29 protein-coding genes are annotated in these 23,910 nt (G+C 66.1%); 11 read left to right on the forward strand and 18 right to left on the reverse strand.

Annotated elements, in window-relative coordinates:
• Window positions 1–180: 180 nt before the first annotated feature.
• The gene (locus tag QU595_RS23015) at window positions 181–825 is read left to right on the forward strand and encodes a LysE family translocator (RefSeq protein ID WP_315926302.1); all 645 of its coding nucleotides are present in this window, start codon (window positions 181–183) and stop codon (window positions 823–825) included.
• A gap of 39 nt (window positions 826–864) precedes the next feature.
• Here the strand turns inward: QU595_RS23015 and QU595_RS23020 are convergent, their stop codons facing one another.
• Together QU595_RS23020 and rlmN are read right to left on the reverse strand one after the other, a co-directional pair.
• Window positions 865–1,320: a hypothetical protein gene (locus QU595_RS23020; protein WP_315926304.1), complete on the reverse strand. Its 456-nt coding sequence runs from the start codon at window positions 1,318–1,320 to the stop codon at window positions 865–867.
• On the reverse strand, window positions 1,317–2,549 hold the full coding sequence (gene rlmN / locus QU595_RS23025; RefSeq protein ID WP_315926306.1) for a 23S rRNA (adenine(2503)-C(2))-methyltransferase RlmN: 1,233 nt from the start codon (window positions 2,547–2,549) through the stop codon (window positions 1,317–1,319). Before rlmN ends, QU595_RS23020 begins: the two co-directional genes overlap by 4 nt.
• Before the next feature lie 178 nt (window positions 2,550–2,727).
• Here rlmN and QU595_RS23030 point away from each other — a divergent pair, with 178 nt between their 5' ends.
• Window positions 2,728–4,080, forward strand: a complete 1,353-nt coding sequence (locus QU595_RS23030) for a chloride channel protein (protein ID WP_315926308.1) — start codon at window positions 2,728–2,730, stop codon at window positions 4,078–4,080.
• A gap of 72 nt (window positions 4,081–4,152) precedes the next feature.
• On the opposite strand, the gene QU595_RS23035 is transcribed toward QU595_RS23030, so the two are convergent.
• From QU595_RS23035 to thpR, 4 genes are all read right to left on the reverse strand, one after another.
• The gene (locus tag QU595_RS23035) at window positions 4,153–4,656 is read right to left on the reverse strand and encodes an invasion associated locus B family protein (protein ID WP_315926310.1); all 504 of its coding nucleotides are present in this window, start codon (window positions 4,654–4,656) and stop codon (window positions 4,153–4,155) included.
• A gap of 268 nt (window positions 4,657–4,924) precedes the next feature.
• The gene (locus QU595_RS23040; protein WP_315926312.1) at window positions 4,925–5,287 is read right to left on the reverse strand and encodes a YkvA family protein; all 363 of its coding nucleotides are present in this window, start codon (window positions 5,285–5,287) and stop codon (window positions 4,925–4,927) included.
• 133 nt (window positions 5,288–5,420) lie between these two features.
• Window positions 5,421–5,717, reverse strand: coding sequence for a 4a-hydroxytetrahydrobiopterin dehydratase (locus QU595_RS23045; RefSeq protein WP_315926314.1), 297 nt, complete (start codon window positions 5,715–5,717; stop codon window positions 5,421–5,423).
• 5 nt (window positions 5,718–5,722) lie between these two features.
• Window positions 5,723–6,319, reverse strand: a complete 597-nt coding sequence (gene thpR, locus QU595_RS23050) for an RNA 2',3'-cyclic phosphodiesterase (RefSeq protein ID WP_315926316.1) — start codon at window positions 6,317–6,319, stop codon at window positions 5,723–5,725.
• Window positions 6,320–6,748: 429 nt separating this feature from the next.
• Between thpR and QU595_RS23055 the strand changes: the two genes are divergently transcribed.
• Both QU595_RS23055 and QU595_RS23060 read left to right on the forward strand, forming a co-directional pair.
• Window positions 6,749–7,528: a Bax inhibitor-1/YccA family protein gene (locus tag QU595_RS23055; RefSeq protein WP_315926318.1), complete on the forward strand. Its 780-nt coding sequence runs from the start codon at window positions 6,749–6,751 to the stop codon at window positions 7,526–7,528.
• A 117-nt stretch (window positions 7,529–7,645) separates the two neighbouring features.
• The gene (locus QU595_RS23060) at window positions 7,646–8,218 is read left to right on the forward strand and encodes a GNAT family N-acetyltransferase (protein WP_315926321.1); all 573 of its coding nucleotides are present in this window, start codon (window positions 7,646–7,648) and stop codon (window positions 8,216–8,218) included.
• 121 nt (window positions 8,219–8,339) lie between these two features.
• On the opposite strand, the gene QU595_RS23065 is transcribed toward QU595_RS23060, so the two are convergent.
• The gene (locus QU595_RS23065; protein WP_315926323.1) at window positions 8,340–9,155 is read right to left on the reverse strand and encodes a lytic murein transglycosylase; all 816 of its coding nucleotides are present in this window, start codon (window positions 9,153–9,155) and stop codon (window positions 8,340–8,342) included.
• Between the two features lie 265 nt (window positions 9,156–9,420).
• Between QU595_RS23065 and QU595_RS23070 the strand changes: the two genes are divergently transcribed.
• Window positions 9,421–10,368, forward strand: coding sequence for a CPBP family intramembrane glutamic endopeptidase (locus tag QU595_RS23070; RefSeq protein ID WP_315926325.1), 948 nt, complete (start codon window positions 9,421–9,423; stop codon window positions 10,366–10,368).
• Between the two features lie 92 nt (window positions 10,369–10,460).
• On the opposite strand, the gene QU595_RS23075 is transcribed toward QU595_RS23070, so the two are convergent.
• The gene (locus QU595_RS23075; RefSeq protein ID WP_315926327.1) at window positions 10,461–11,159 is read right to left on the reverse strand and encodes a DUF2270 domain-containing protein; all 699 of its coding nucleotides are present in this window, start codon (window positions 11,157–11,159) and stop codon (window positions 10,461–10,463) included.
• A gap of 323 nt (window positions 11,160–11,482) precedes the next feature.
• Between QU595_RS23075 and ffh the strand changes: the two genes are divergently transcribed.
• The 3 genes from ffh to rpsP are packed head-to-tail and all read left to right on the forward strand — an operon-like array spanning window position 11,483 to window position 13,866.
• The gene (gene ffh / locus QU595_RS23080; RefSeq protein WP_315926329.1) at window positions 11,483–13,093 is read left to right on the forward strand and encodes a signal recognition particle protein; all 1,611 of its coding nucleotides are present in this window, start codon (window positions 11,483–11,485) and stop codon (window positions 13,091–13,093) included.
• Window positions 13,094–13,100: 7 nt separating this feature from the next.
• Entirely contained in the window at window positions 13,101–13,427 is a 327-nt protein-coding gene (locus QU595_RS23085) for a chorismate mutase (protein ID WP_315926331.1), read from the forward strand.
• Between the two features lie 49 nt (window positions 13,428–13,476).
• Window positions 13,477–13,866 carry a 30S ribosomal protein S16 gene (gene rpsP / locus QU595_RS23090; RefSeq protein ID WP_315926333.1) on the forward strand — a complete coding sequence of 130 codons (390 nt, stop codon included), beginning with the start codon at window positions 13,477–13,479 and terminating at the stop codon, window positions 13,864–13,866.
• 165 nt (window positions 13,867–14,031) lie between these two features.
• On the opposite strand, the gene QU595_RS23095 is transcribed toward rpsP, so the two are convergent.
• Window positions 14,032–14,298, reverse strand: coding sequence for a YMGG-like glycine zipper-containing protein (locus QU595_RS23095; RefSeq protein ID WP_315926335.1), 267 nt, complete (start codon window positions 14,296–14,298; stop codon window positions 14,032–14,034).
• Window positions 14,299–14,439: 141 nt separating this feature from the next.
• Between QU595_RS23095 and QU595_RS23100 the strand changes: the two genes are divergently transcribed.
• Window positions 14,440–14,856, forward strand: coding sequence for an ACT domain-containing protein (locus QU595_RS23100; protein WP_315926499.1), 417 nt, complete (start codon window positions 14,440–14,442; stop codon window positions 14,854–14,856).
• Window positions 14,857–14,921: 65 nt separating this feature from the next.
• Here QU595_RS23100 and QU595_RS23105 read toward each other — a convergent pair whose 3' ends face one another.
• The 7 genes from QU595_RS23105 to leuD all read right to left on the reverse strand — a co-directional run bounded on the left by QU595_RS23105 (window position 14,922) and on the right by leuD (window position 20,775).
• The gene (locus QU595_RS23105; RefSeq protein WP_315926337.1) at window positions 14,922–15,956 is read right to left on the reverse strand and encodes an aspartate-semialdehyde dehydrogenase; all 1,035 of its coding nucleotides are present in this window, start codon (window positions 15,954–15,956) and stop codon (window positions 14,922–14,924) included.
• Window positions 15,957–16,227: 271 nt separating this feature from the next.
• A complete protein-coding gene (locus QU595_RS23110; protein WP_315926339.1) occupies window positions 16,228–17,085 on the reverse strand; it encodes a DMT family transporter in 858 nt (285 codons plus the stop codon).
• A gap of 125 nt (window positions 17,086–17,210) precedes the next feature.
• Window positions 17,211–18,323, reverse strand: coding sequence for a 3-isopropylmalate dehydrogenase (gene leuB / locus QU595_RS23115; protein ID WP_315926341.1), 1,113 nt, complete (start codon window positions 18,321–18,323; stop codon window positions 17,211–17,213).
• Window positions 18,324–18,432: 109 nt separating this feature from the next.
• A complete protein-coding gene (locus tag QU595_RS23120; protein ID WP_315926342.1) occupies window positions 18,433–18,783 on the reverse strand; it encodes a VOC family protein in 351 nt (116 codons plus the stop codon).
• Window positions 18,780–19,175 (reverse strand): RidA family protein, encoded by a 396-nt coding sequence (locus tag QU595_RS23125; protein WP_315926344.1) that lies wholly within the window; start codon window positions 19,173–19,175, stop codon window positions 18,780–18,782. The genes QU595_RS23120 and QU595_RS23125 overlap by 4 nt, the downstream gene beginning before the upstream one ends.
• A gap of 15 nt (window positions 19,176–19,190) precedes the next feature.
• Complete coding sequence (locus QU595_RS23130; RefSeq protein ID WP_315926346.1) at window positions 19,191–20,114, reverse strand: hypothetical protein; 924 nt, start codon at window positions 20,112–20,114, stop codon at window positions 19,191–19,193.
• Window positions 20,115–20,169: 55 nt separating this feature from the next.
• Window positions 20,170–20,775: a 3-isopropylmalate dehydratase small subunit gene (gene leuD, locus QU595_RS23135; RefSeq protein WP_315926348.1), complete on the reverse strand. Its 606-nt coding sequence runs from the start codon at window positions 20,773–20,775 to the stop codon at window positions 20,170–20,172.
• 148 nt (window positions 20,776–20,923) lie between these two features.
• Here leuD and QU595_RS23140 point away from each other — a divergent pair, with 148 nt between their 5' ends.
• A complete protein-coding gene (locus QU595_RS23140) occupies window positions 20,924–21,745 on the forward strand; it encodes a DUF72 domain-containing protein (RefSeq protein WP_315926350.1) in 822 nt (273 codons plus the stop codon).
• On the opposite strand, the gene QU595_RS23145 is transcribed toward QU595_RS23140, so the two are convergent.
• Window positions 21,694–22,863, reverse strand: coding sequence for an FAD-binding oxidoreductase (locus QU595_RS23145; protein WP_315926352.1), 1,170 nt, complete (start codon window positions 22,861–22,863; stop codon window positions 21,694–21,696). The genes QU595_RS23140 and QU595_RS23145 overlap by 52 nt on opposite strands.
• A gap of 269 nt (window positions 22,864–23,132) precedes the next feature.
• Between QU595_RS23145 and QU595_RS23150 the strand changes: the two genes are divergently transcribed.
• Window positions 23,133–23,342, forward strand: a complete 210-nt coding sequence (locus tag QU595_RS23150; RefSeq protein ID WP_315926354.1) for a DUF1737 domain-containing protein — start codon at window positions 23,133–23,135, stop codon at window positions 23,340–23,342.
• Between the two features lie 52 nt (window positions 23,343–23,394).
• Here QU595_RS23150 and QU595_RS23155 read toward each other — a convergent pair whose 3' ends face one another.
• Window positions 23,395–23,817 (reverse strand): metallopeptidase family protein, encoded by a 423-nt coding sequence (locus QU595_RS23155; protein WP_315926356.1) that lies wholly within the window; start codon window positions 23,815–23,817, stop codon window positions 23,395–23,397.
• Between the last annotated feature and the right edge of the window lie 93 nt (window positions 23,818–23,910).

A 23,910-nucleotide genomic window follows, 5' to 3' on the forward strand; every position in this document is an offset into this window, starting at 1 on the left:
GGGCCGTGCCAGCGCGGTCTCCCGCTTCGAGAGAGCTGGACACGACATCTGGAGCGCGGCGGACAAAAATGCTATCGGATCCGCCGCGCATCCCCTGAAATGCTGTTGGCGGAACCGTCCGGTTCCACCGTTTCGCGGCGGAGCGCCCAGTCACAAGGGAGCCGCGCCGGCGGTCGAGTCATGTCGAGCTTTGTTCCAGACGCCGCCACGATCCTGCAATTCGCCATCGCCACCTTCATCATCGCCATCACCCCCGGGCCGGACATGACCCTGTTCGTCGGCCGCGCGCTGTCGCAAGGGCGGGCGGCGGGGTTTGCCTGCATGGGCGGCGCCATGACCGGCATCGTCATCCACACCTCGCTGGTGGCGCTCGGCCTTTCCGCGCTGATCGTCGCCTCGCCGCAGGCGTTCCTGGTGCTCAAGGTGGCCGGCGCCGGCTACCTGGTCTGGCTCGCCTGGCAGGCCGTCATGAAGGGGTCCGCCTTCTCGCCGGATACCGTCAAGCGCGCGCCGCGCACGCTGGCGCAGAACTGGGCGACCGGGCTCGGCATCAATCTGCTCAATCCCAAGATCATCCTGTTCTTCATGACCTTCCTGCCGCAGTTCGTGTCGGCGCACGACCCGCATGCGCCGGGCAAGCTGTTCTTCCTGGGCATGACGTTCATCGTCCTGTCGCTGCCGGTCACCGCTCCGATGGTGATCGCCGCCGACAGGTTCGCCGGCCTGCTTCGGAAGAATCCGAAGGTGACGCGGGTGACGGACTATCTGTTCGCCGGCGTGTTCTCGGCCTTCGCGCTCAAGATCCTGACGGCCCAGGCGCGGTAGAAGCACGATCCCGAAAAGTCGCAGGCTTTTCGGGCAGGATCATGCCCCAAGCTCGTCCCGCCAGCTGCCGGCCCAGCGGCCGGCGGTCAGCCAGTAGCAGATGCCGCCGACCATGCCGGCGCCGATCACCGTCAGCGCCGGGCTCACCCCGGTGATCTGGAAATCGGGATCGGCCGCCTGGTGCAGGAAGCCGATGAAGACCGCCGCCACCACGCCGCCGCCGAGCGCATAGAACAGCCAGTCCCGCCGGGCCAGCACCTCGGCGATCAGGATGATTGCGGCGGCCGGGATGAAGCCGAAATAGGCGACGAACAGCGCGACGAACGGGACGGAAAAGAACAGGGAGCCGGAAGAGGCGACCGCCGACGCATCCTGCGGCCCGAAGACGGCGCCGAGGAAGATCAGGTTGAGGAAGGCACTGGCGCCCAGCGAGGCCGCGGCGTAGCCGAGCAGGATGGCGAAGCAGCGCAGCAGACAGGCGGCGAACCGGTTCACGCCTCGCCGTGTCCCGCGATCATCATCGCCTCCAGCGCAAGGCGTTCCGACTTCCGCAGCCGCTCCGATTCCGACTTGAGCTGGCCGCAGGCGGCGAGAATGTCGCGGCCGCGCGGGGTGCGGATCGGCGAGGCGTAGCCGGCCGCGTTGATATAGTCGGCGAACTTCTCGATCTGCTCCCAGTCCGAGCACTGGTAGTTCGAGCCCGGCCACGGGTTGAACGGGATCAGGTTGATCTTGGCCGGAATGCCCTTGAGCAACTGTACCAGCGCCTTGGCGTCGTCGAGGCTGTCGTTGACGTCCTTCAGCATCACATATTCGAAGGTGATGCGCCGCGCGTTGGAGAGGCCCGGATAGTCCCGGCAGGCCTTCATCAGCTCCTTGAGCGGGAACTTCTTGTTGATCGGCACCAGGAGGTCGCGCAGATCGTCGTTGGTGGCGTGCAGCGAGATCGCCAGCATGACGCCGATTTCCTCGCCGGTGCGGTAGATTTCCGGCACGACGCCGGAGGTGGACAGCGTGATGCGGCGCTTCGACAGCGCCAGCCCGTCGCCGTCCGAGGCGATCAGCAGAGCCTTCTTCACCGCCTCGAAATTGTAGAGCGGCTCGCCCATGCCCATCATGACGATGTTGGACACCTTGCGCCCCTCGCTCGGCACGATGGCGCCGGCCGGCGTGTCGCGGTCGGGAAAATCGCCCAGCCGGTCGCGGGCCGACAGAAGCTGGGCGAGGATTTCCTCGGCGGTGAGGTTGCGCACCAGCTTCTGCGTGCCGGTGTGGCAGAAGGAGCAGGTCAGCGTGCAGCCGACCTGGCTGGAGATGCACAGCGTGCCGCGCCCTTCCTCGGGAATGTAGACGGTCTCGATCTCGACCGGACGGCCGGCGCCGCGCGGCGGGAAGCGGAACAGCCATTTGCGCGTGCCGTCGTTGGAAATCTGCTCCTCGACGATCTCGGGGCGGGCGATGGAAAAATGCCCGGCGAGCGCGGCGCGCAGGTCCTTGGAAATATTGAACATGTGCGCGAAATCGGAGACGCCACGCACATAGAGCCAGTGCCAGAGCTGCTGCACGCGCATCCTGGCCTGCTTTTCGGGCACGATGCCGGCGGCGACCAGCGCCTCGCCCAGCTCGGCGCGCGTCAGGCCGATCAGGGTGGGTTTTTCGGAGGCCGGGGCTGGTCGCAAAGCGTCGCGCGCACCGGCGGCGGTGAGGTCGAGAGAAAGGCTCATGGCGGCTCAATATAGGCTGTTTCCCGCCGAATTCAGCAGGAGACGGGCAGCAAAGTGCGCCGCATAGCATGGAATGGCGCGGGAGTCATGCCGCTGCGCAGGCATACCTTGCCGGACGCCGGTTTCGTCCTCGCCGGACCTGTGTTATCGGTCCCGTCCCCGACATGCCGAGACTTCCATGGTCGCATCCATCCGAAAACATGCCATGCTGCGGCGCTCCCGCGCCATGTGGGGCTCGCGCCGGGTCTGGCGACCGCGGCTGGTGTTCTGGTCCGGGGCGATCGCGGTCGGCATCATCAGCGTGCTGTTCGCCAAGCTGGCGGACTTGGCGCAAGTGCTGTTCCACACGATCGTGAACGGTGGCCAGGGCTGGCGCGGCTGGCTGCCGCTGGTCATCACGCCGGCGGGTTTCGCGGCCTGCGCCTGGCTGGCGCATGTCTATTTCCCGAACTCGCAGGGCAGCGGCATTCCGCAGGCCATCGCCGCGCGCCATCTGCGCGACGAGGAGGACCGCAGCCATCTCCTGTCGCTCAGGCTGGTGGTGGGCAAGATCGGCCTCACCATACTGGGGCTGATCTGCGGGGCTTCGATCAGTCGCGAAGGGCCGACGGTGCAGGTCGGCGCCTCGGTCATGCTGCAGGCGGCGCGCTGGGGCGGCATGGCGCAGGCGAAGGGCCTTATCCTCGCCGGCTCGGCCGCCGGCGTGGCGGCCGCCTTCAACACGCCGCTCGCCGGCATCGTCTTCGCCATCGAGGAGATGGGCCGCACCTATCAGGCGCGCACCAACGGGCTGGTGCTGACGGCGGTGATCTTCGCCGGCCTCGCCGCGCTGGGACTCGTCGGCAACTACACCTATTTCGGCGTCGCCAAGGGCAGCGTCACGGTGAACGATTGGCCGTTGATCCTGTCCTGCGGCATCGCAGGCGGCGCGTTGGGCGCCTTCTTCTCGCTGGCGGTGCTGAAAGCCATGCGCCGCATCAGGCGCTGGCACGCCCTGCAGCCGTTGCAGCGCACGTTGCTCGTGGCCGCCGCCTGCGGTTTCGGCGTGGCGGTCATCGGTCTCGCATCCGGCGGCTTGACCTTCGGTACGGGTTACGAACAGGCGCGCGGCGCCATCGAGGGCGCGGGGCTGCCCTGGTACTATTTCGCCGCCAAGCTGGCGGCGGGCCTGCTGTCGACCATATCGGGCATTCCCGGCGGCCTGTTCGCGCCGTCGCTTTCGGTCGGCGCGGGTATCGGCAGCACGCTGGGGCAGATCTTCGGTTCCGATATCGGCGTGGCGGCGCTGCTCGGCATGGCCGGCTATTTCGCCGGCGTGGTGCAGGCGCCGATGACCGCCTTCGTCATCATTCTCGAGATGACCGGCAATCACGACAATGTCATCGCGCTGATGCTCGCTTCGATGCTGGGCTACGGCACGGCGCGCATCGTCTCGCACGAGCCGCTCTACCATGCGTTGTCGCGTATATTCCTCGCCGAGGCCATTCGCAGGAAGCGCGCGGAAGCCTCGCCGGCAGCTGCCTCGGGCTGACCGGACGGCAAGACCCGGACGCGAAAAAGCCGGGCGCGCGGCCCGGCTTTCGTCCAGCTCAGGGGCGAATGCCTATTTGCAGCTTGCGATCGAGGTGAGCGCCGCCGAAATGCCCTTCAGCGAGAAGACATAGCTGGTGGGATTGCCGCGGCCGGACTTCGCCTGCACCTTCATGTCGGTGCCGCCCTTCATCGCCGCGATCAGTACCGGCTCTTCCGCCGCGTTCTCGACCCAGGCCGACTTGCCGCGCGTGAACATGGTGAAGGACTTCTTGTCGATGGTGACGGTGACCTTGGAGTTTTCCTGGAAATTGTAGCCGGCGATGAACTGCGGCTCGTAGGAAACCTGCTGGCCGGGCCGCTGGCTGACGAAGAAGAACATGTCGCCATGGTCGAGCGTCGCCGGCTGCTTGTCGGTGGGCACGGTCAACACGTAGCAGACCTTGCCGCTCGCGGCCTGATAGCTGTAGGTGCCCCAGGCGTTGTGCTGGCCGATCTTCGTGGCCTGCTGGGCGAGTGCCGGTCCCGCCGCGGCGACGAGGACCAGGCTTGAAATCGTGGCAATCAATCCGCGCATGGTTCTTCCTGTATTCCAAATGAGGCAAAGGCAGGCCGGCCCCGCGACCGCCCGTTCGCTTCATTTTGATTTAATCTGGGTTACCAAAGGATGAAGCCTCGCCTGAAAAGCAGACTCCCAAAAGCAACCCGCCTCACCTCCGCGGCGACCGGGAAGCCGCCGCGATGTCCCTGCGCGGACTTGGAGGACAGGAAAAAGGCAAGAGTTTGACTTTTTTCACGCCATGTGACGGCAAGTTTCCGAGCCGTTACAGGCGCGTCCCCGGCGCTCACTCCTCCGAGGCCAGGGCCTCTCGCGCGGCCAGCCGGTGGGCGGGCGTGATATGGGCGCGCACGGCGGTGATCGCGGCCGTCAGCACGGCGATGTCGTCGGTGAAGCCGATGCCGAAGATGACGTCGGGAATGGCGTCGACAGGCAGGATGAAATAGCCGAGCGCGGCCAGCAATATGCCCTTGGCGCGCAACGGCGTGTTCCGGTCCAGCGCGCAGTAATAGGCTGCGACGACATCCTCCATGAAGGGAATCTGCCGTGCGGCCTTCTTGGCGGTGCGCCAGAACTTTTCGCGTATCTCGCCTTCGTTGCCCAGCTTGTCGCTGAATTTGCCAAAGTCGAAACCGAATTCACGTGCCATCGTCGGTCGTTCCTCGCCGGCGGCCTGTCGAAGCCGCACGAATGGCAAATGTGGGAAAGGCAGGTCCTTCCTGCAAGGCCATTCGCCCAGCCTGCCGGCCTGGATGTCCCGGCGGAGAGGGTGCAGGGCGGCGTCAACCGCCGAAGATGCGGTCGATCTTCTTCGCCAGGTCGAAGTCGAGCTGGGTCAGGCCTCCGGCGTCATGGGTGTTCAGCCGGATATCGACGGTCTTGTAGACGTTCGACCAGTCCGGGTGATGGTCCATCTTCTCGGCGGCGAGCGCGACGCGCGCCATGAAGGCGAAGGCCTCCGAGAAGTTCCGGAAGGTGAAGGTGCGGGTGATGGCGCCGCCGTCCTCGGCCAGCGTCCATCCGGCCGCGTTCGCCAGCGCGGCCTCTATCGCCTGTTTGTCCAGCCTTTCCCTGCCCATGACGTCTACCTCATGAAACGCGCGGTCTCGGCCGCCTCCGCCGCGTCGGCGAAACGGCCGGGCTGCTGCCCCGAAAGCGGCCATGCCTCCTCGACGATATAGGGTCCGCCGCCAACGGAGTCGCGCGACGACATCAGCACGAAGCGACCGACCCGGAAGGGCAGGGTGGAGAAATTGCCGCGCGCGGACAGGTATTTCGCCACTTCCACCGGGCTCGAATTGCGCAGGCGCGCCAGGGTGACGTGCGGCATGAACTTGCGCGGGTCGGGCGCGATCCCGAGGCGCTGGCAGATGCGGTCGATCTCGGCCTGCAGCGCATTGAGGTCCGGCGAGGCGGCCGTGCCGGCCCAGACCGCGTGCGGCTTCTTCTGGCCGAACGCGCCGACCCCCGAAAGGGCCAGGTCGAAGGCCGGGCGCCTTACCCGGTCGAGCGCGTTGACGATCTCGTCGGCGACATGGCCCTCGACATCGCCGATGAAGCGCAGGGTGAGATGGTAGTTCTCGACATCGATCCAGCGGGCGCCCGGCAGACCTCCCCTGAGCAGGGAGAGCGAAAGCGCGGCCTGGCGTGGAATTTCGAGGGCGGTGAAAAGACGCGGCATGGAAAGCCTCCCTTCCTCGAATCGGACCCCTCAGGCCCAGCGAATCATCGATATGCGTCGGGGGCAAGGGGATTGTCTGCGATCACCCCAACCAAATGCCCGACGGTCGCAAACCGTTCCCGGCCAAACCGTCCCCTATGGCCTGCCGGTTCCCTTCCCGGCGGGATGTCCGGCGCATGCGCTCCAAGGCCCGCAAGGGCCGCCAGCGCGGCCGGCGGATTAAATTTATGTCATGAAGGCCGCGAGAATGGCCGGAATGCCCGTGAGATTGCGGCGATTGCGCGCATCACGGAGCGTTGCGGACTGTTACGGTCTTGTTCTCGCCACCGAAAGACATCATATTTTGCCCTAGGCATGCTGGAGCCCCGCCAGCGGCGCCTGGATCGTGCCGATCCGACACCCGACGGGGCAGAAGCAACAGAGGAATCCATGTCCGACTTCCGCAACTACCAGACGCGCACCGTGCCCATGGGCACCCGCACGGACGCGGCTATCGACGAGGGCCTTCGCGCCTACATGATCAGGGTCTACAACCTGATGGGCCTTGGCCTGCTCATTACCGGTCTGGCCGCCATCGGCACCGTCATGATGGCCACGACCACCAATCCCGCCGCCGCCGTGGCGACGCTGCCGAACGGCCAGATGCTGACCTCCTTCGGCTACGCCATCTTCGCTTCGCCGCTGCGCTGGGTGGTAATGCTGGCGCCGCTTGGCGCCGTGTTCTTCCTGTCGTTCCGCGTCCAGTCGATGAGCGTGTCGGCCGCGCAGACCACGTTCTGGGTCTATGCGGGGCTGGTCGGCCTGTCGCTGTCGTCCATCTTCCTGGTCTACACGACGGCGTCGATCTCGCAGACGTTCTTCGCCACCGCGGCCGCTTTCGGCGCGTTGTCGCTGTTCGGCTACACGACCAAGCGCGACCTGACCGCGATGGGCTCGTTCCTGATCATGGGCGTGTTCGGCCTGATCATCGCCATGCTGATCAACATCTTCCTGCAGTCCTCGGCGCTGTCCTTCGCCATCTCGGCGATCGGCGTGCTGGTGTTCGCCGGCCTCACCGCCTACGACACCCAGAAGATCAAGGAGATGTATTTCGAGGGCGACGACACCCTGGTCGCCGGCCGCAAGTCCATCATGGGCGCGCTGACGCTCTACCTGGACTTCATCAACATGTTCATGTTCCTGCTGCAGTTCATGGGCGACCGCCGCTAGGACATTCATGCCGCTGGGCTGGACCAGCAAAGACGACAAGGGCGGCCCAACGGCCGCCCTTTTCTTTTCCGGAATCGTTTGCTGTAATGATGTGCATCAAAAAGAGTTGCACAAATTATGAGCAATTTTACTGTAAGGGCGGCTGGTCCCGCCGATCTCGACCGGGTCACGGCGATCTACGCCGACGCGGTGGCCAACGGCACCGCGAGCTATGAGCTGGAGCCGCCGGGCCGGTCGGAGATGGAAGCGCGTTTCGACGCGCTGATCGCGGCCGGCTTTCCCTATCTGGTGGCCGACGACGCCGGAGCGGTGTTGGGCTATGCCTATGCCGGCGCGTTCCGCGCGCGGCCGGCCTACCGCTTCATCGTCGAGGATTCGGTCTATGTCGCGCCGGAGGCGAAGGGCCGCGGCGTCGGCATGGCGCTGATGCGCGAACTGATCGAGGCGGTGCGCGCGCTCGGCTTCCGGCAGATCGTGGCGGTGATCGGCGACGGCAGCCCCGACAGCGCCTCGGTGCGCCTGCATGAAAAGCTCGGCTTCAGCCATTGCGGCACCTTGACCGGCTCGGGCTACAAGCATGGCCGCTGGCTGGACACGGTGTTCATGCAGCTTGCGCTGAACGGCGGCAACGGTCCGCCGCCGGATCCGGACTCGCTGCCGGAAAGGCGATTCCGGGAGGCACGAGCCTGACCGGCCGTTCCGGCGCCGGCTCTCTCGCCTGGAGAGGCCGGTCCGGCAAGTCCGGAAGAATCAAATGCTGCCCCGCAGGAGCGGTCGCCTCATGCGGGGCGGCAGAGCGTGGATCGGAACTTTAGTTGGCGATGCGGCGGGCGAATTCGGCCAGCGCCTGCTGGTAGATCGAGGCGCGGTTCCAGTCGTTCCAGACGCCGTAATTCGCCTGGCCGGGGCCGTAGCCGCCACCCGGCTGCCAGCCATGGCCGCGCAGGAAGTTGGCGGTCGAGGCCAGCACGTCGGCGCGCGAATGGATGAGGTCGCGGCGGCCGTCGCCGTCGAAGTCCACGGCGAACTGCAGGTATTTCGAGGGCAGGAACTGGGTCTGGCCCAACTCGCCGAAACCGGCGCCGCGCATCTGGGCGGCCGAGATGTAGCCCTTCTGCGCGATCTCCAGCGCCGAATCGAGTTCGTTGGTGAAATAGGCCGAGCGGCGGCAATCATAGGCCAGCGTCGCCAGCGGGCCGAACACGCTCTTGTTGCCGGAATTGGCGCCGAAGCCCGTTTCCATGCCCCAGATGGCGAGCAGGACTTCCGGCTGCACGCCGTAGCGCGACTCGATCTTGCTGAACAGGCCGGCGTTCGACTTCCAGAGGCTCTTGGCCTTGGACACGTAGGACGCCGGCGCGCGCCGCGCCAGGAACTGGTCGACCGTGCCGGAGAACGCCTTGTGCTGCGCGCGGTCGATGCGGATGACGCCGGTGTCGTATTTCACGCCGGCCAGAGGCGAGGGGTCGATGCCGCGCGCCTTGGCGTCGGCCTTGTAGGCTTCCACCCACGCCGCAAAGCCGCTGCTGTCGTTGCCGCACTTGCCGGCGGCCTGTGCGCCCGCCGCGGTGGCAAGCACAGCCGCGAGCGCGGCTCCGAATATCTTTCCTTTGGCAAGCAATGCCATGCTTTTCTCCTGAGATGCCTGAATCACGTCCGCGGCGAACTTGCCAGCGAAACGCGTGCTTGTCACCGCAGAAGCTGGCAATTCAGGGGCAGCCTCGCTTGGAGAGGGATTGGACCTTGGGATAATGAAGGCCGGGCCGTTCATTTTAGCTGAAACGCATGAAGACCTTGCCTTTTACTCCCTGGCCAACCGCGCGACCGTTTGAACTATGTTAACGGGTGGCGGGCATCCAGTGATGCTTCGCAATATGCCTTGGGGGGCAATCGTGGCTATCGATCCGGCGGCATTCGAGGCATATCGCGCCGCCTCTTCCGCCCGTTCGAGCCTTCCGCGCCTCGGGCTGGGACTGGCCGTCATCGGCGCGTCCTGGATGGCGGGCACGGTGATCGTGCTGGCCGCCGGAAGCTTCCTTTACCGGCTGGATGCGGCGAACGCCGCCGCGCAGGACTTTCTCTCCGCGCCCGTCGGCGTGATGTCGGCGCTCGCCTCCTTCATCGGCATCTGGATCGGCGTGGCGGTCGCCGAGCGCTTCGTGCATCGCGAGCCGCCCAGCGCCCTGCTCGGCAACGGCCGCCGCATCTCCTGGAACGGCTTCGCCAAGGGTTTCGCCGCGGTGGCGGTCACCTCGCTGCTCTCGGAAATCGCGCTCTATGCGCTGTGGCCCGGCATCGAACGCGGCGCCATTTCGCCGGCGTCCTGGCTGCTGTTCCTCGTGCCCGTCGTGCTGCTTGCATTCGTGCAGATCTCGGCGGAGGAAATCCTGTTCCGGGCCTATCTGCCCCGGCATCTCGCGGCCCGTTTCCGCAGCCCGTGGGCGTGGGGGTTGCCGCCTCTGGCGCTGTTCACGGCGCTGCACTGGAGCGCGTCGTCGAGCCTTGCCATCAACCTGTGCATCCTGGCGACCATCGGCGCATTCGCGCTGGTGCTGATGCTCACCGTCTACGCCACCGGCAATCTGGGCGCGGCGTTCGGTGCGCATCTGGGCAATAACCTGTTCGGCTTCCTGCTGATTTCGCACCAGCAAAGCTACAATGCCTTCGCGCTGTTTACCGCCCGACCGCTGGAAGGGGCCGGATGGAGCGGCAGCGACGTTCTGCTGCTGGCCGCCATCGGCATCGTCGCCAGCGGGATGACGGCGCTTTTGCTGCTGCATCCGCGCTCGCCGCTGAAGATCGAGCCGGATCGGGGCAAGGCACGGGACTGGCCAGGTTAAGGCGCGTCGCCAGCAGGCGGAACCAGACGGCGCGCCTTGTGTTCCTGTTTTCGGGCAGGTCGTCGTGCCGAAACCGGTCCCCACTTTCGAGCCTAGACGTGAACCTCGCCGAAGCTGCTTTCACCGCCGTCGTCGAGCGCGCGGAGCGAGGCGAACGCCAGCCAGAGGAAGAACGCCGCGACGGCCGCCAGCACGAGCCAGCCGGGAACCGGTCCGAGATTGGCGTTGGCCACCACCTCCTGCAGCGATTCGGCGATGGTGAGGCTGGTGCCCTCATGCTGAAGCTTGGGCGTGGAAATCTTCAGCACCCAGGCCAGCAGCAGGATCAGGAACATCCAGATGTAGTTGCGCCGCAGCCTGCGCGACAGCGCCTCGCCATAGGAGATGAAGAATTTCGGCTCCCGCAGGTTCTGTCCCATCATCTGCAGCCAGTTGGCGGAAAAATCGGGCATGGGCGAGAACAGCTGCGCGAAATAGTGCCGTTCGAACTGTCGCACCCTGAAACGATAGACGTCGAAGAAGCGGTAGCGCCGCGCCTCGATCATCAGGAGCAGGTAGACCAGCAGCATGGCGAACAGGAGAACGCCGTGATGCGCCGAGGCCGTGGACAGCGAGACCGACAGCAACGCGGCGACCACGGTGATCGCCCAGTTGGTGGTGCGGTCGATGCGGTCGCGCCATCCCGCCATGCGCGCCAGTTCGGCGCGATAGTAGTGGACGGCGGCGGTCACCGCCTCGGAGCGGGTCTGGGGCAGGGGCGACAACTGGACCGGGACGTTTTCCTGTGTCATGGGTTTCTCCTCCGTCGCCCGTTTCTGCCGCAAGAATAGCGCCGGGCAGGCCGGACGTCGCCGTTCCCTTGACTCTTTCGCGCTTTTCCTGTCTACACGCGGCAAATTCCGCGACGATTGTCTTCGCGAAAGCTGACCGGGACGCCCAAGCCTCATCAGAGGCGGTGCTGTAAACAGATCCCGGAGGCCAACACCCGGCAGCGCGATGCGCCCCCGGGTGCTTTTCGGCTTTGGGCCTTTGCGGTCCCGCTTTTGCTTGGACCTTCGGCGCGCAGGCACTACCTCTGCGGCATCGATCCCGATGCCGGAGAAAAGGACGAAGCATGTTTGAATCGCTACAGGAACGCCTTGGCTCGATCCTGAACGGCCTCACCGGCCGCGGCGCGCTGTCGGAGGCCGACGTCTCGGCCGCGCTGCGCGAGGTGCGCCGCGCGCTGCTGGAAGCCGACGTCGCGCTGGAAGTGGTGCGCTCCTTCACCGACAAGGTGCGCGAGAAGGCGGTCGGCGCGGCGGTGCTGAAGTCGATCAAGCCCGGCCAGATGGTGGTCAAGATCGTCCATGACGAGCTGGTCGCCATGCTGGGCGAGGAGGGCGTGGCCATCGACCTCAACGCGCCGGCGCCGGTGGTCGTCATGATGGTCGGCCTGCAGGGCTCGGGCAAGACCACCACCACCGCCAAGATCGCGCGCCGCCTGACCGACCGGCAAGGCAAGAAAGTGCTGATGGCCTCGCTCGACACGCGCCGTCCGGCCGCGCAGGAGCAGTTGCGCCAGCTCGGCGAGCAGGTGAAGGTCGCCACGCTGCCCATTGTCGCCGGCCAGTCGCCGGTGGACATCGCCAAGCGCGCCGTGCAGGCGGCGAAGCTCGGCGGCCATGACGTCGTCATCCTCGACACCGCCGGCCGCACGCATATCGACGAGCCGCTGATGGTCGAGATGGCCGACATCAAGAAGATGTCCGCGCCGCACGAGATCCTGCTGGTGGCCGACTCGCTGACCGGCCAGGACGCCGTCAACCTCGCCAAGAGCTTCGACGAGCGCGTCGGCATCACCGGCCTGGTGCTGACCCGCATGGACGGCGACGGGCGCGGCGGTGCAGCCCTTTCCATGCGCGCCGTCACCGGCAAGCCGATCAAGCTGATCGGCACCGGCGAGAAGATGGACGCGCTGGAGGAGTTCTATCCCAAGCGTATCGCCGACCGCATCCTCGGTATGGGCGACATCGTCAGCCTCGTCGAGAAGGCGGCCGAGACCATCGACGCGGAAAAGGCCGCGGCGATGGCCAAGAAGATGCAGTCGGGCAAGTTCGACCTGAACGACCTGGCCGACCAGCTTCGCCAGATGCAGAAGATGGGCGGCATGGGCGGCATCATGGGCATGATGCCCGGCATGGGCAAGATGAAGGACCAGATGGCGGCCGCCGGCCTGGACGACAGGATGTTCGGCCGCCAGCTCGCCATCATCTCCTCCATGACCCGGCAGGAGCGGGCCAATCCCGACATCCTCAAGCACAGCCGCAAGAAGCGCATCGCCGCAGGTTCGGGCACAGACGCCGCCGAGATCAACAAGCTGCTCAAGATGCATCGCGGCATGGCCGACATGATGAAGGCCATGGGCGGCAAGGGCAAAGGCGGCGGCATGATGCGCGGCCTGATGGGCGGGCTCGCCTCCAAGATGGGGCTTGGCGGTCTTGGGGGCGGCCTGGGGGGCGGCCTCGGGGGCGGCATGCCGGACCTTTCCAAGATGGACCCCAAGCAACTCGAGGCGCTGAAGAAGCAGGCCGAAGCCGCGGGCCTCGGCAAGGGCCTGCCCGGAGGTTTGCCGGGCGGTCTTCCCGGCGGCATGCCGGGTTTGGGCGGCGGCCTTCCCGGACTGCCCGGCGGCATGAAGCTGCCCGGTCTCGGCGGGCTGCCCGGTTCGGCCAAGAAAAAGTGAGGGTGAGATGAGCCAGGTACAGGACATGGCGGAAGCCCGCAGGCAACTCGCCGACTATCGCGTCTCGATCGACAACATCGATGCCGCGCTGATCCATATGCTGGCCGAGCGGTTCCGCTGCACCAAGGCCGTGGGCATGCTGAAGGCCACGCACGGCCTGCCGCCGGCGGATCCGGCGCGGGAGGCGCAACAGATCGAGCGCCTGCGCCGGCTGGCCGACGACGCCCATCTCGATCCCGACTTCGCGGAGAAGTTCCTCAATTTCGTGGTGCGGGAAGTGATCCGCCATCACGAGCAGATCGCCGCTGAAAACGGCGCAGGCAAGACCGGCTGACCATCGGCCGCAAATACATCATCGAAACTCAGAGCTTTAGGAGAAAGAAATGGCACTGAAGATCAGACTGGCCCGTGCGGGCTCGAAGAAGCGTCCCTACTACCACATCGTCGTGGCCGACTCGCGCAGCCCGCGCGACGGCCGCTTCATCGAGGCCATTGGCGCCTGGAACCCGCTGCTGCCCAAGGACGGCGAGCGCGTGACGATCGACACCGACCGCGTCAAGCACTGGCTCGGCCACGGCGCCCTGCCGACCGACCGCGTGGCACGCTTCCTCGACCAGGCCGGCCTGGTGAAGCGCGAAGCCCGCAGCAACCCGACCAAGGCCGAGCCCGGCAAGAAGGCGCAGGAGCGCGCCGCCCTGCTGGCCAAGGCGCAGGAAGCGGCGGCTGCCGCTGCCGCCGCGGCGGCCGCTCCGGCCGAAGCCAGCGCCGAATAAGTCGACTGGCCGGCCTCCGGCCGTCACTCTCCGGAAATACGAACGGCGGGCACCAGCCCGCCGTTTTGTTTTCTCGGTAACGGTTTCCCGGAAGGCACCGACCGCTCACCGAAGCGGCGCGTGCGCCGCTTCGCCTGCCTGCCGGCTCAGGACCGGGTCACGACATCAATAGTAGCCGCGTGGGCAGCGCGCCACGTAGACGCGGCCGTAACGGTCGCGATAGCGGCACTGGCCGCGCTCGCTGGCGTTGCCGATAAGCGCGCCGGCCACCGTGCCGACCGCGCCGCCGATGACGGCGCCCTGCACCGGGTCGCCCGCGACAGCCGCACCGACGGCCGCGCCGCCGAGGCCGCCGATCGCGGCACCTTTTTCTGTTTGCGAACATGCGCCCAGCGGCAGGAGCAGGGCCAGCAGAACCAAAGTTTTCTTCATTGCAGTTCCTCTCAACAAGCGAATGCCCCGTCCACCGCCACGCTCCTCAACGGCCGAAAGCCGTTTTTGATCCCTAAGTTGTGATCAGGCGGCTAAAAGACGTTACCGGTGATGCGGGAAAGCCACATGAAAAGGCAGGCGATGGCTGGAGAAACGAAGCTGGAAGCGCTTCTGGAAGGCATGCAACCGGACCTCGCGTCCGGCATATTCGTTTTCGCGACGCTTCCGCACGGCAAGGCAATACCGCCAGGGCTCGATCCGGTGCTGGTCTTTCGGGAGCGGGAAGGCCGCACGCTGGTCGTGCTCGAGGACGAGGCGGCGGCGGCCGGGCTTGCCGGCACCTTCCGCTGCCGGATGATCACGCTGGCGATCCACTCTTCGCTGGAGGCGGTGGGCTTCCTCGCCGCGATCACCGCGCGGCTGGCCGAGGCCGGAATGGGCGTGAACCCGGTCTCGGGCTTCTATCACGACCACCTCTTCGTGCCCGCGGAGCGGGCCGAAGAAGCGTTCGCGATCCTGCAGGACATGGCGGCGAGGCGCGACATGACCCGGAAATGACGGACACGGGCCGCCGGTTGCCCGGCGGCCCGCTGGAAACGGCAGGGAGACGCTTGGCGCGGCGCTCAGGCCGCCTTCTGCTTGGGCTGGATCAGGCCGCGCTCGATCAGCAACTCGGCGATCTGCACGGCGTTCAGCGCCGCGCCCTTGCGCAGATTGTCGGAGACGATCCAGAGATTGAGGCCGTTGTCGACGGTCTGGTCTTCGCGGATGCGGGAAATGTAGGTCGCATCCTCGCCGGCGCTCTCGATCGGGGTGATGTAGCCGCCGTTCTCATGCTTGTCGACGACCAGGCAGCCGGGCGCTTCGCGCAGGATCTCGCGCGCCTCGTCGGCGGTGATCGGCTCCTCGAACTCCAGGTTCACGGCTTCCGAATGGCCGATGAAGACCGGCACGCGCACACAGGTCGCGGTGACCTTGATCTTGGGGTCGAGCATCTTCTTGGTCTCGGCCACCATCTTCCATTCCTCCTTGGTCGAGCCGTCTTCCATGAAGACGTCGATATGGGGAATGACATTGAAGGCGATGCGCTTGGTGAACTTCTTGGCCTCGACCGGATCGGCGACGAAGACGGCGCGGGTCTGGGTGAACAGCTCGTCCATGCCTTCCTTGCCGGCGCCGGACACGGACTGGTAGGTGGCGACGACCACGCGCTTGATCTTCGCCTTGTCGTGCAGCGGCTTCAGCGCCACCAGCATCTGGGCGGTGGAGCAGTTCGGGTTGGCGATGATGTTCTTCTTGGTGAAGCCCGAAATGGCGTCCGGGTTCACTTCCGGCACGATCAGCGGCACCTCGGCGTCGTAGCGCCAGGCCGAGGAATTGTCGATGACGACGCAGCCCTGCTTGCCGATCTTGGGCGACCATTCCTTCGACACGTTGCCGCCGGCCGACATCAGGCAGATGTCGGTGTCGGAGAAGTCGTAGGTGTCGAGCGCCTTCACCTTCAGCGTCTTGTCGCCGTAGGACACCTCGGTGCCTTGGCTGCGGCGCGAGGCCAGCGGCACCACCTCATCGGCGGGGAAGCCGCGCTCTTCGAGGATATTGAGCATTTCCCGGCCCACATTGCCCGTGGCGCCAGCGATCGCAACCTTGAAACCCATTTTCCAATCTCCGTCCCTCTCCGCTCGTTTGGGAAACCCGCCGGCCGGTGCGGGTCTCGCTGCCCCGGGCCGGACCCGGGGAGAGGGCGAGCAGGCCAAGGGAGATCAGACCGTGGTGACGGTCGTTTTTTTGGCCGTGGTTTTGGTGAAACGGGCACGCGCGCGATCAAGCCCCGGCAGGATGCCGGAAGCGCTGTTCGCCATAGCTGTCGATGAGGCGCGCATGGAAAGCTCCGTTACGCGCGGCATATGGCGCGAACCGGCCGAAGAGTCAATGGATCTCGCTCGCGGCCTTGGCGGTGCTGCGGCGCTGCACCAGGATCAGCCCGCCGGCGACGATCAGGGCGGCGCCTATCCCGATGCGGGCGTCGGGAATGTCGCCGAAAACCAGGTAGCCGACGATCACCGAGCCCAGCAGTTCGAGATAGGACAGCGGCGCGAGCATCGACGCTTCCGCATGGCGGAAGGCGCTGATGGTCATGAAGTGGCAGGACGCGGAAATAGCCCCCATCAGCAGCAGGAGGCCCCATTCCTCCGGCGCGGGCAAGGACCAGTTCCAGACGGCAAGCGGCGTCAGGATCGCCGAGCCGAACAGGCACTGGAAGGCCAGCGTGCCCACCGGGTCGCTGGCGCGCGAGGCCTTGCGCGTGGCGACGATGTAGAGGGCGAAGAAGACACCTGCGGCCACTCCGAGCAGGAGGCCCGTGTTCACGCCGCCTGCGGGATTGACCACGATGATCGCCCCGATGAAGCCGAAAGCCAGCGCCGCCACCTTTCGCACCGTCATGGCCTCGCCCAGCAGGACAACCGACAGGATCGCCGCGACAATCGGGCCGACGAAGTAGGCGCTGGTCACGTCGGCCAGCGGCGAGAAGGAGATCGCCGCGAAGAAGCAGCACATCGACGCCGCGGCGAAGAAGGTGCGCAGGGCGTGCGCGGGAAGCTGCTCGCGCGGCAGGAAATGCCGGCCGCGGCGCGAAATCGCCCAAGGCAGCACGAAGATGCAGGAAAAGGCGTAGCGCGCCCAGCTGATATAGAGCGGCGAATGCGTTGCGCTCAGCGCCTTTGCGATGCCGTCGACATTGGGCACGAGCAGCATCGCCCCGGCCATCAGGGCGATTCCGGTCATTACGGATTGGGAGGGCTGGGCGCTCACGACCTGGTCGACCCTATCGAAGACTGATCGCTCGAGGCACGCCGTTCGCCTCGCCCGGGCCGCTTTCGACAGCGGCGCCAGGCAGCAAGCGGATGATATCAGGCCGAGAGGGCCACATATTTGGCGATGATGGCGTCGCCCATCGCCGTGGTGCCGACCTCTTTCTTGCCAGCGGACATGATGTCCTTGGTGCGCAGGCCGTCGTCCAGAACGGCGGCGATGGCGGCCTCGACGCGGTCGGCCTCGGCCACCATGTTGAAGGAATAGCGCAGGCACATGGCGAAGGAGGCGATCATGGCGATCGGGTTGGCCAGGCCCTTGCCGGCGATGTCGGGCGCGGAGCCGTGCACCGGCTCGTAGAGCGCCTTGCGCTTGCCGGTCCTGGCGTCCGGGGCGCCGAGCGAAGCCGACGGCAGCATGCCGAGCGAGCCGGTCAGCATGGCGGCCACGTCCGACAGCATGTCGCCGAACAAATTGTCGCAGACGATGACGTCGAACTGCTTGGGCCAGCGCACCAACTGCATGCCGCCGGCGTCGGCCAGCATATGGTCGAGCTTCACGTCGGCATATCTGGCCTTGTGGGTGGCCGTCACCACCTCGTTCCAAAGCACGCCGGACTTCATGACGTTGCGCTTTTCCATCGAGGTGACGTGGTTCTTGCGGGTGCGCGCCAGCTCGAAGGCGACGCCGGCGATGCGCTCGATCTCGTAGGTGTCGTAGACCTGCGTGTCGATGCCGCGCTTCTGGCCGTTGCCGAGGTCTATGATTTCCTTCGGCTCGCCGAAATAGACGCCGCCGGTCAGTTCGCGCACGATCAGGATGTCGAGGCCCTCGACCACTTCCTTCTTCAGCGAGGAGGAATCGGCGAGCGCCGGATAGCAGATGGCCGGCCGCAAATTGGCGAACAGGGCCAGGTCCTTGCGCAGGCGCAGCAGGCCGGCCTCGGGGCGCACCTCGTAGGGCACGGCGTCCCATTTCGGCCCGCCGACGGCGCCGAACAGCACCGCGTCGGCGGCAAGCGCCTTTTCCATGTCGGCTTCCGAGATCGCCTGGCCGTGCGCGTCATAGGCCGAGCCGCCGACGAGGCCTTCGTCGGTCTCGAAACCGGCGCCAAGGCGCTCGTTCATGACCGCGATGAGCTTCTTCACCTCGGCCATGGCCTCGGGGCCGATGCCGTCGCCGGGGAGCAGGAAGAGTTTTTTCGTGGTCATGGAGGCGTTTCCCAAGGATTAGAAGAACCGCGGCCTTGCTAAACGCAGGATGCACGCCGCGCAAGCCGAAACAGACGGCATGGCTTTGACCGGCGTGGGAAGCGGCGGCTCAACCGTGCGCGAGGATGTTCACCAGCCGGCCGAGGGGATCGCGTACAAAGAAACGGCGCACGCCCCAGGGTTCGTCCGCCGGGCCGTATTCGATTGGGAAGCCGGCCTGCTCCATGGCCGCAAGGGCGGCGTCGACATCGTCCACCTCGATGGAAAGGTCCGGCACCGGCGTGCCCGATCCGCCCTGTTCGGCGAAGGAGACCTGCACGGTCATCTTCTCATGCGAGCCGTAGGTGGCGATCCAGCCGTGATCCATCAAAAGCTCGAGGCCGAGCACGTCGCCATAGAAGCGCCTCGCGGCGGCGATGTCGGCGGTCGCGATGTTGGCGACGATGCGCTTGACCTTCATGGCCGACCCTCGCTGCCGCGCCGCAATGCCGTCACCTCGATCTCGATCTTCATTTCCGGCTTGTTGAGGCCGCAGACGATCATCGTCGCCGCCGGACGGATGTCGCCGAAGGCTTCGCCGAGAATGGGGAAGGCGAGGTCCACATAGGCCGCGTCGGTGATGTAGTAATGCGCGCGCACCACGTCGGCGAGGGCGAAGCCGCCTTCCTCCAGCGCGCGGGCGATGGTGGCGAGGCAGTTGCGCGCCTGCGCCTCGACCGTTTCGGGCATGGCCATGGTGGCGTAGTCGTAACCGGTGGTGCCGGACACGAAGCACCAGTCGCCCTGCACCACGGCGCGCGAATAGCCGGCCGTCTTCTCGAAGGGCGAACCGGTGGAGATCAGCCTGCGCATGGTTCTTCTCCGGGCTTATTGCGGCGGGGCGAAGGCCTTCTGCACGGCGGCGCGCAGGTCCGCCGGCCAGGTCTTCAGCGCCGGCCAGGCATCGGGCTCCGGCTTGTCGTTCTGGCGGGCGAAGTAAAGCTTCTTTTCCTTCGCGTCGATCGCCATGAAGCCGTCATTGCCGCCGCAATCGTGCGGCACGCAGCCCGAGGCATAGATGATGCCGGACGCCGTCCTGTCGGTGCCGCCGCCGACCAGCAGGCTGGTCGTCACCTCGTCCAGCTTGTCGCCGAGCAGCCTGGTCGCGGCCTTGTAGACGGCTTCGTTGTGGAAGGCGTCGATGATGTTGGAGTATTTCGAGGCGTCGATGTCCTTCCAGCCGGTGCCGGGCTCGGGCATGTAGGTCAGGTTGCCCGCCAGCGTGAAGCCCGTCGTCGGCGCCCATTTCTTCACCTGTGCCGAGCCGCCCGGCATCAGCCACGGCACGAAATAGATGGCATCCTGGTTGATGGCGGCCGGCGGCGCGCCGCAGTCGTCCCCGCCGATGCTGGCGCTTTCGACCTGGCCGCCCTCGGGCTTCCAGACCATCACCTTGGCCGGTCCGCAGGCGTTGCCGCCGTCGCCGACATCGAAAAGCGCGACATCGACGCCCGCCACCTTCGCGATCTGGTCGAAATAGACGACGTAATTGTGCGCGAGTTCCTTGCCGTCGAAGGACAGCGTCTTCTCGCCATATTCCTCCTTCTGCGTGACGGTCAGTTGGCCGCCGGCGAAGGGTATGGGCGCCTGCTTGTCGTCGGAGGCATCTGCGTCGGGCGCGGCGCCGTCGGCCGGGGCGGCGGGCTGCTCCGCCGCCGGCTGTGCCGCCGTGTCCTGTTGGGCGTTTGCCGGGACCGGCAGGAGAAGAGCGGCCAGCAGGCCGGTGCAGGCAAAAAGAGACGAGCGCGCCAAGGAATCCTCCCCTGTCAGTGGAGCGGTCTGGAGGCCGTGCCGTCCGGCGCCTCGGTCAGGCCCAGGGCCGGCTTTCGGCGTTCTTCTTCTCGAAGCTGGCGATGGCGCCGGCCTTCTCCATGGTCAGGCCGATGTCGTCCAGGCCGTTCAGCAGGCAGTGGCGCTTGAAGTCGTCGAGGTCGAACTTGATCGTGCCGCCGTCCGGACCATGGATCTCCTTGGTTTCCAGATCGATCGAGAGCGTGGCGTTGGAACCGCGCGAGGCGTCGTCCAGAAGCTTTTCGAGATCCTCGTGGCTGACCGTGATCGGCAGGATGCCGTTCTTGAAGCAGTTGTTGTAGAAGATGTCGGCGAAGGACGTCGAGATCACGCAGCGGATGCCGAAGTCGAGCAGCGCCCAGGGGGCGTGCTCGCGGCTGGAGCCGCAACCGAAATTGTCGCCCGCCACCAGGATCTGGGCGTTGCGGTAGGCCGGCTTGTTGAGCACGAAGTCCGGGTTCTCCGAGCCGTCCTCGTTGTAGCGCATTTCCGCGAACAGACCCTTGCCGAGCCCGGTGCGCTTGATCGTCTTCAGATAGTCCTTCGGGATGATCATGTCGGTGTCGACATTGACGATCGGCAGGGGCGCGGCAACGCCGGTGAGCTTGGTGAACTTGTCCATGGCTTGGGCCCGTCTTACAGTTTCGGGAATTTCGCTGCGCCCGGTTTACACAAAGCAGACCTCGAATCAAAGTCCGAACCGCAGGCGAAACCGGATTCGGCATATACTGCGGGCTTGATCCTGCGGGTTTCTCCTCCACATCGGCCGCATGGCAGGACGGGACTTTTTCATCGGCACCGCCGGCTGGAGCATCGCTTCCCGCTATCGGCAGGACTTTCCGGAAGCCGGAACGCATCTGCAACGCTATGGCGGCAGGCTGCGCGCGGTCGAGATCAATTCCAGTTTCTACCGGCCGCACCGGCGCGAGACCTATGCGCGCTGGGCGGATGCGGTGCCGGCGGGCTTCCGCTTTTCGGCGAAGCTGCCCAAGACGATCACCCATGAACATCGGTTGAAGGATTGCCGCGCGTTGCTGGACGGGTTCTTCGAACAGGCCGGCGGCCTGGGCGAAAAGCTCGGCGTGGTGCTGGTGCAACTGCCGCCCAGCCTGCGCTTCGAAGCGCCGGCCGCCGAGAGCTTCCTCGGCGAACTGCGACAACGCACGGAAGCAGGTCTCGCGCTGGAGCCGCGCCATGCAAGCTGGTTCGGGGTCGAGATCGAGGCTCTGCTGCGTCGGTTCCGTGTGGCGCGGGTCGCGGCCGATCCGCCGCCGCACCCGACGGCCTCCGAGCCGGGCGGATCGCCGCATCTGGCCTATTTTCGCCTGCACGGTTCGCCGCGCATCTATTATTCGGCCTATGACGACCGGGCGTTGGCCGCCATCGCAGCGAGGCTGGAGCGAAGCCGCGCGGCAGGGGCCGAGACATGGTGCATCTTCGACAACACGGCCGAAGGCCATGCGCTTCAGAACGCGCTGCATGTCGATGCGGCCGTAGACGGCGGCGCGGCCGCTGCGAAGCGCGGGGCCCCGCAGCCGGATCAGATCACGTTCAACTCGCGGAAGGGGCGGCCCTCGGCGACGCGCTCGTAGCCGAAGGCGGAGCAGTCGATGCTGCGATAGCCGCCATGGACGATCAGTTCGGCGAGCGCCTTGCCGACCGCGGGCGCCTGCTGCAGGCCATGGCCGGAAAAGCCGTTGGCGAAGAGGAAGTTCTGCACCTCGGGATGCGGGCCGATAACGGCGTTGTGGTCGAGCACGTTGTAATCGTAGTGGCCGGCCCAGGCGCGCGTCATCTTGATCGCCTCGAAGCTCGGGACTCGATTGGCCAGAACCGGCCAGATCTCGTTCTCGAACAGCGGCCAGTCGGGCTCGAAATCGGCGGGATCGGCGGCCTGCTCGCCCTCCTCGACCTCGGCGCCGCCGGCGATGTAGACCGAGCCTTCCGGCCGCCACCAGACCCCGCTCGGGTCGACGGTCAGCGGCATGTCCTCGTAGCGGTCGCGCGCCTCGAACACGAAGACGTTGCGCTTGCGCGGTTCCACCGGCAGGCCGAGCCCGGCCATGGCGGCCACCTTGCCGGCATTCGGCCCGGCGGCGTTGACGACGATGCCGGCCTCCAGTTTCTCGCCATTGTCCAGCGTGACGGCGCTGACGCGCGCGCCTTGCCGCTCGATGCCGGTGACCGAGGCGGCGATCAGGTCCACATTCATCGTGCGCAGCGCCTTGCGGAACAGGTGGAGGTAGGCGTGGGCGTCGAACCAGCCTTCGCCGCTGACGCCGTAGGCTCCGGCCGTGATGCCCTCGGTCGACAGCCAGGAGAACCGCTTCGCCAGCGCCGCCGCATCCTCCAGCACGATGTCGGCGCCCTCGGCGCGCTGCGTGTCGTGATTGGCCTTCAGGACCGGCAGGCCTTCGTCGGTGGCGAGAATAAGATAGCCGCCCTCGCGGAAGCCGATATCGGCATCGGGGCCGAATTCTTCCTTCAGCCGCCGGAACAGGCCAAGCGTGAATTGCGACAGGCGGATGTTCTGGGGAATCGAGAATTGCTGGCGGATCGAGGCGGCCGAAAGCGTCGTCGCCGAATGGGTGAATTGCGGGTCGCGCTCGATCAGGGCGATCGAGCCGGAAAATCCTTCCTTGCGCAAATAATAGGCGGCCGAAGAGCCCATAATGGCTCCGCCGATGATGACGATGTCGTATTTTGCCATTGTCCGCACTTCCGATTGTCCGCAGTGGTAGAATCCCACGCGGCGCGAGGCAAGCTGCCTGACCGCTTGAGCCATCGCGGCGCGGGCTCTTGCAAGGGCCAGCCTTGCCGAGCGGGAAGACCAGATGGAAAACCGTGCCGTCCGGATCGCTCGGCGCCGCCTGCCGACGACAGGGCGCTCGCTTGCGCATCCGGCGCAGGCCGAAAAACTGCTGGCGAAGGCGGCAGGCCTCGGGGCATGATCGGCCGCGATCCCACCGGAGCTCCTCCATGCGACTTTATCGTTTCCTCACCGCCGTCGACGATGCCGCGTTCTGCCATAAGGTCACGGCGGCGCTGAACAAGGGCTGGCATCTCTACGGTTCGCCGACCTATGCCTACGACAAAAAGGAAAAGGTCATGCGCTGCGGCCAGGCCGTGGTGAAGGACGTGGACGGGCAGGAATATGTGGCCGGCGAGACCAAGCTGAGCGACTGGTGAGGGCGTAAACGAGCACCAGGCCCGGCTGGGCGTGTAGGCGTGCGGCTGGGAGCTATTCTACCGCCGCCTCGATGCGCTCCATGTCGTCGTCCGACAGGCCGAAATGATGACCGATCTCGTGGATCAGGACGTGGGTGACGATGTCGCCCAGCGTCTCCTCGTTCTCGGCCCAGTAGTCGAGAATGGCGCGGCGGTAGAGCGTGATGCGGTTCGGTCCTTCCCCGGTCGCGGGGTTCCAGCGCTCGGCGATGCCGCGCCCCTCGAACAGGCCGAGCAGGTCGAAGGGCGTTTCCAGCGACAGGTCGTCCATGATCTCGTCGGTGGGGAATTCGGCCACCTGGATGACGATCTCGCCGGTCAGCTTGCGGAAGTCCTCCGGCAGATGCGCATAGGCCTCCAGCGCCAGGAACTCCATCTCCTCCAGGGAGGGCGAGAGTTCGCCGTGCCAGGTGCGGGTCTTGTAAATGCGGGCCATGCTGCGTCCTTCGGTTGCGGGGCATATAGGCTTTTGCGAGCCGCTCGGCAAATGAGGCAGGCTTTGGCCTGCCTGCCGCAGCCAAAAGAGGAA

Origin of the sequence: Mesorhizobium sp. SP-1A, assembly GCF_032460275.1 — a bacterium.
Lineage (GTDB): Bacteria > Pseudomonadota > Alphaproteobacteria > Rhizobiales > Rhizobiaceae > Mesorhizobium.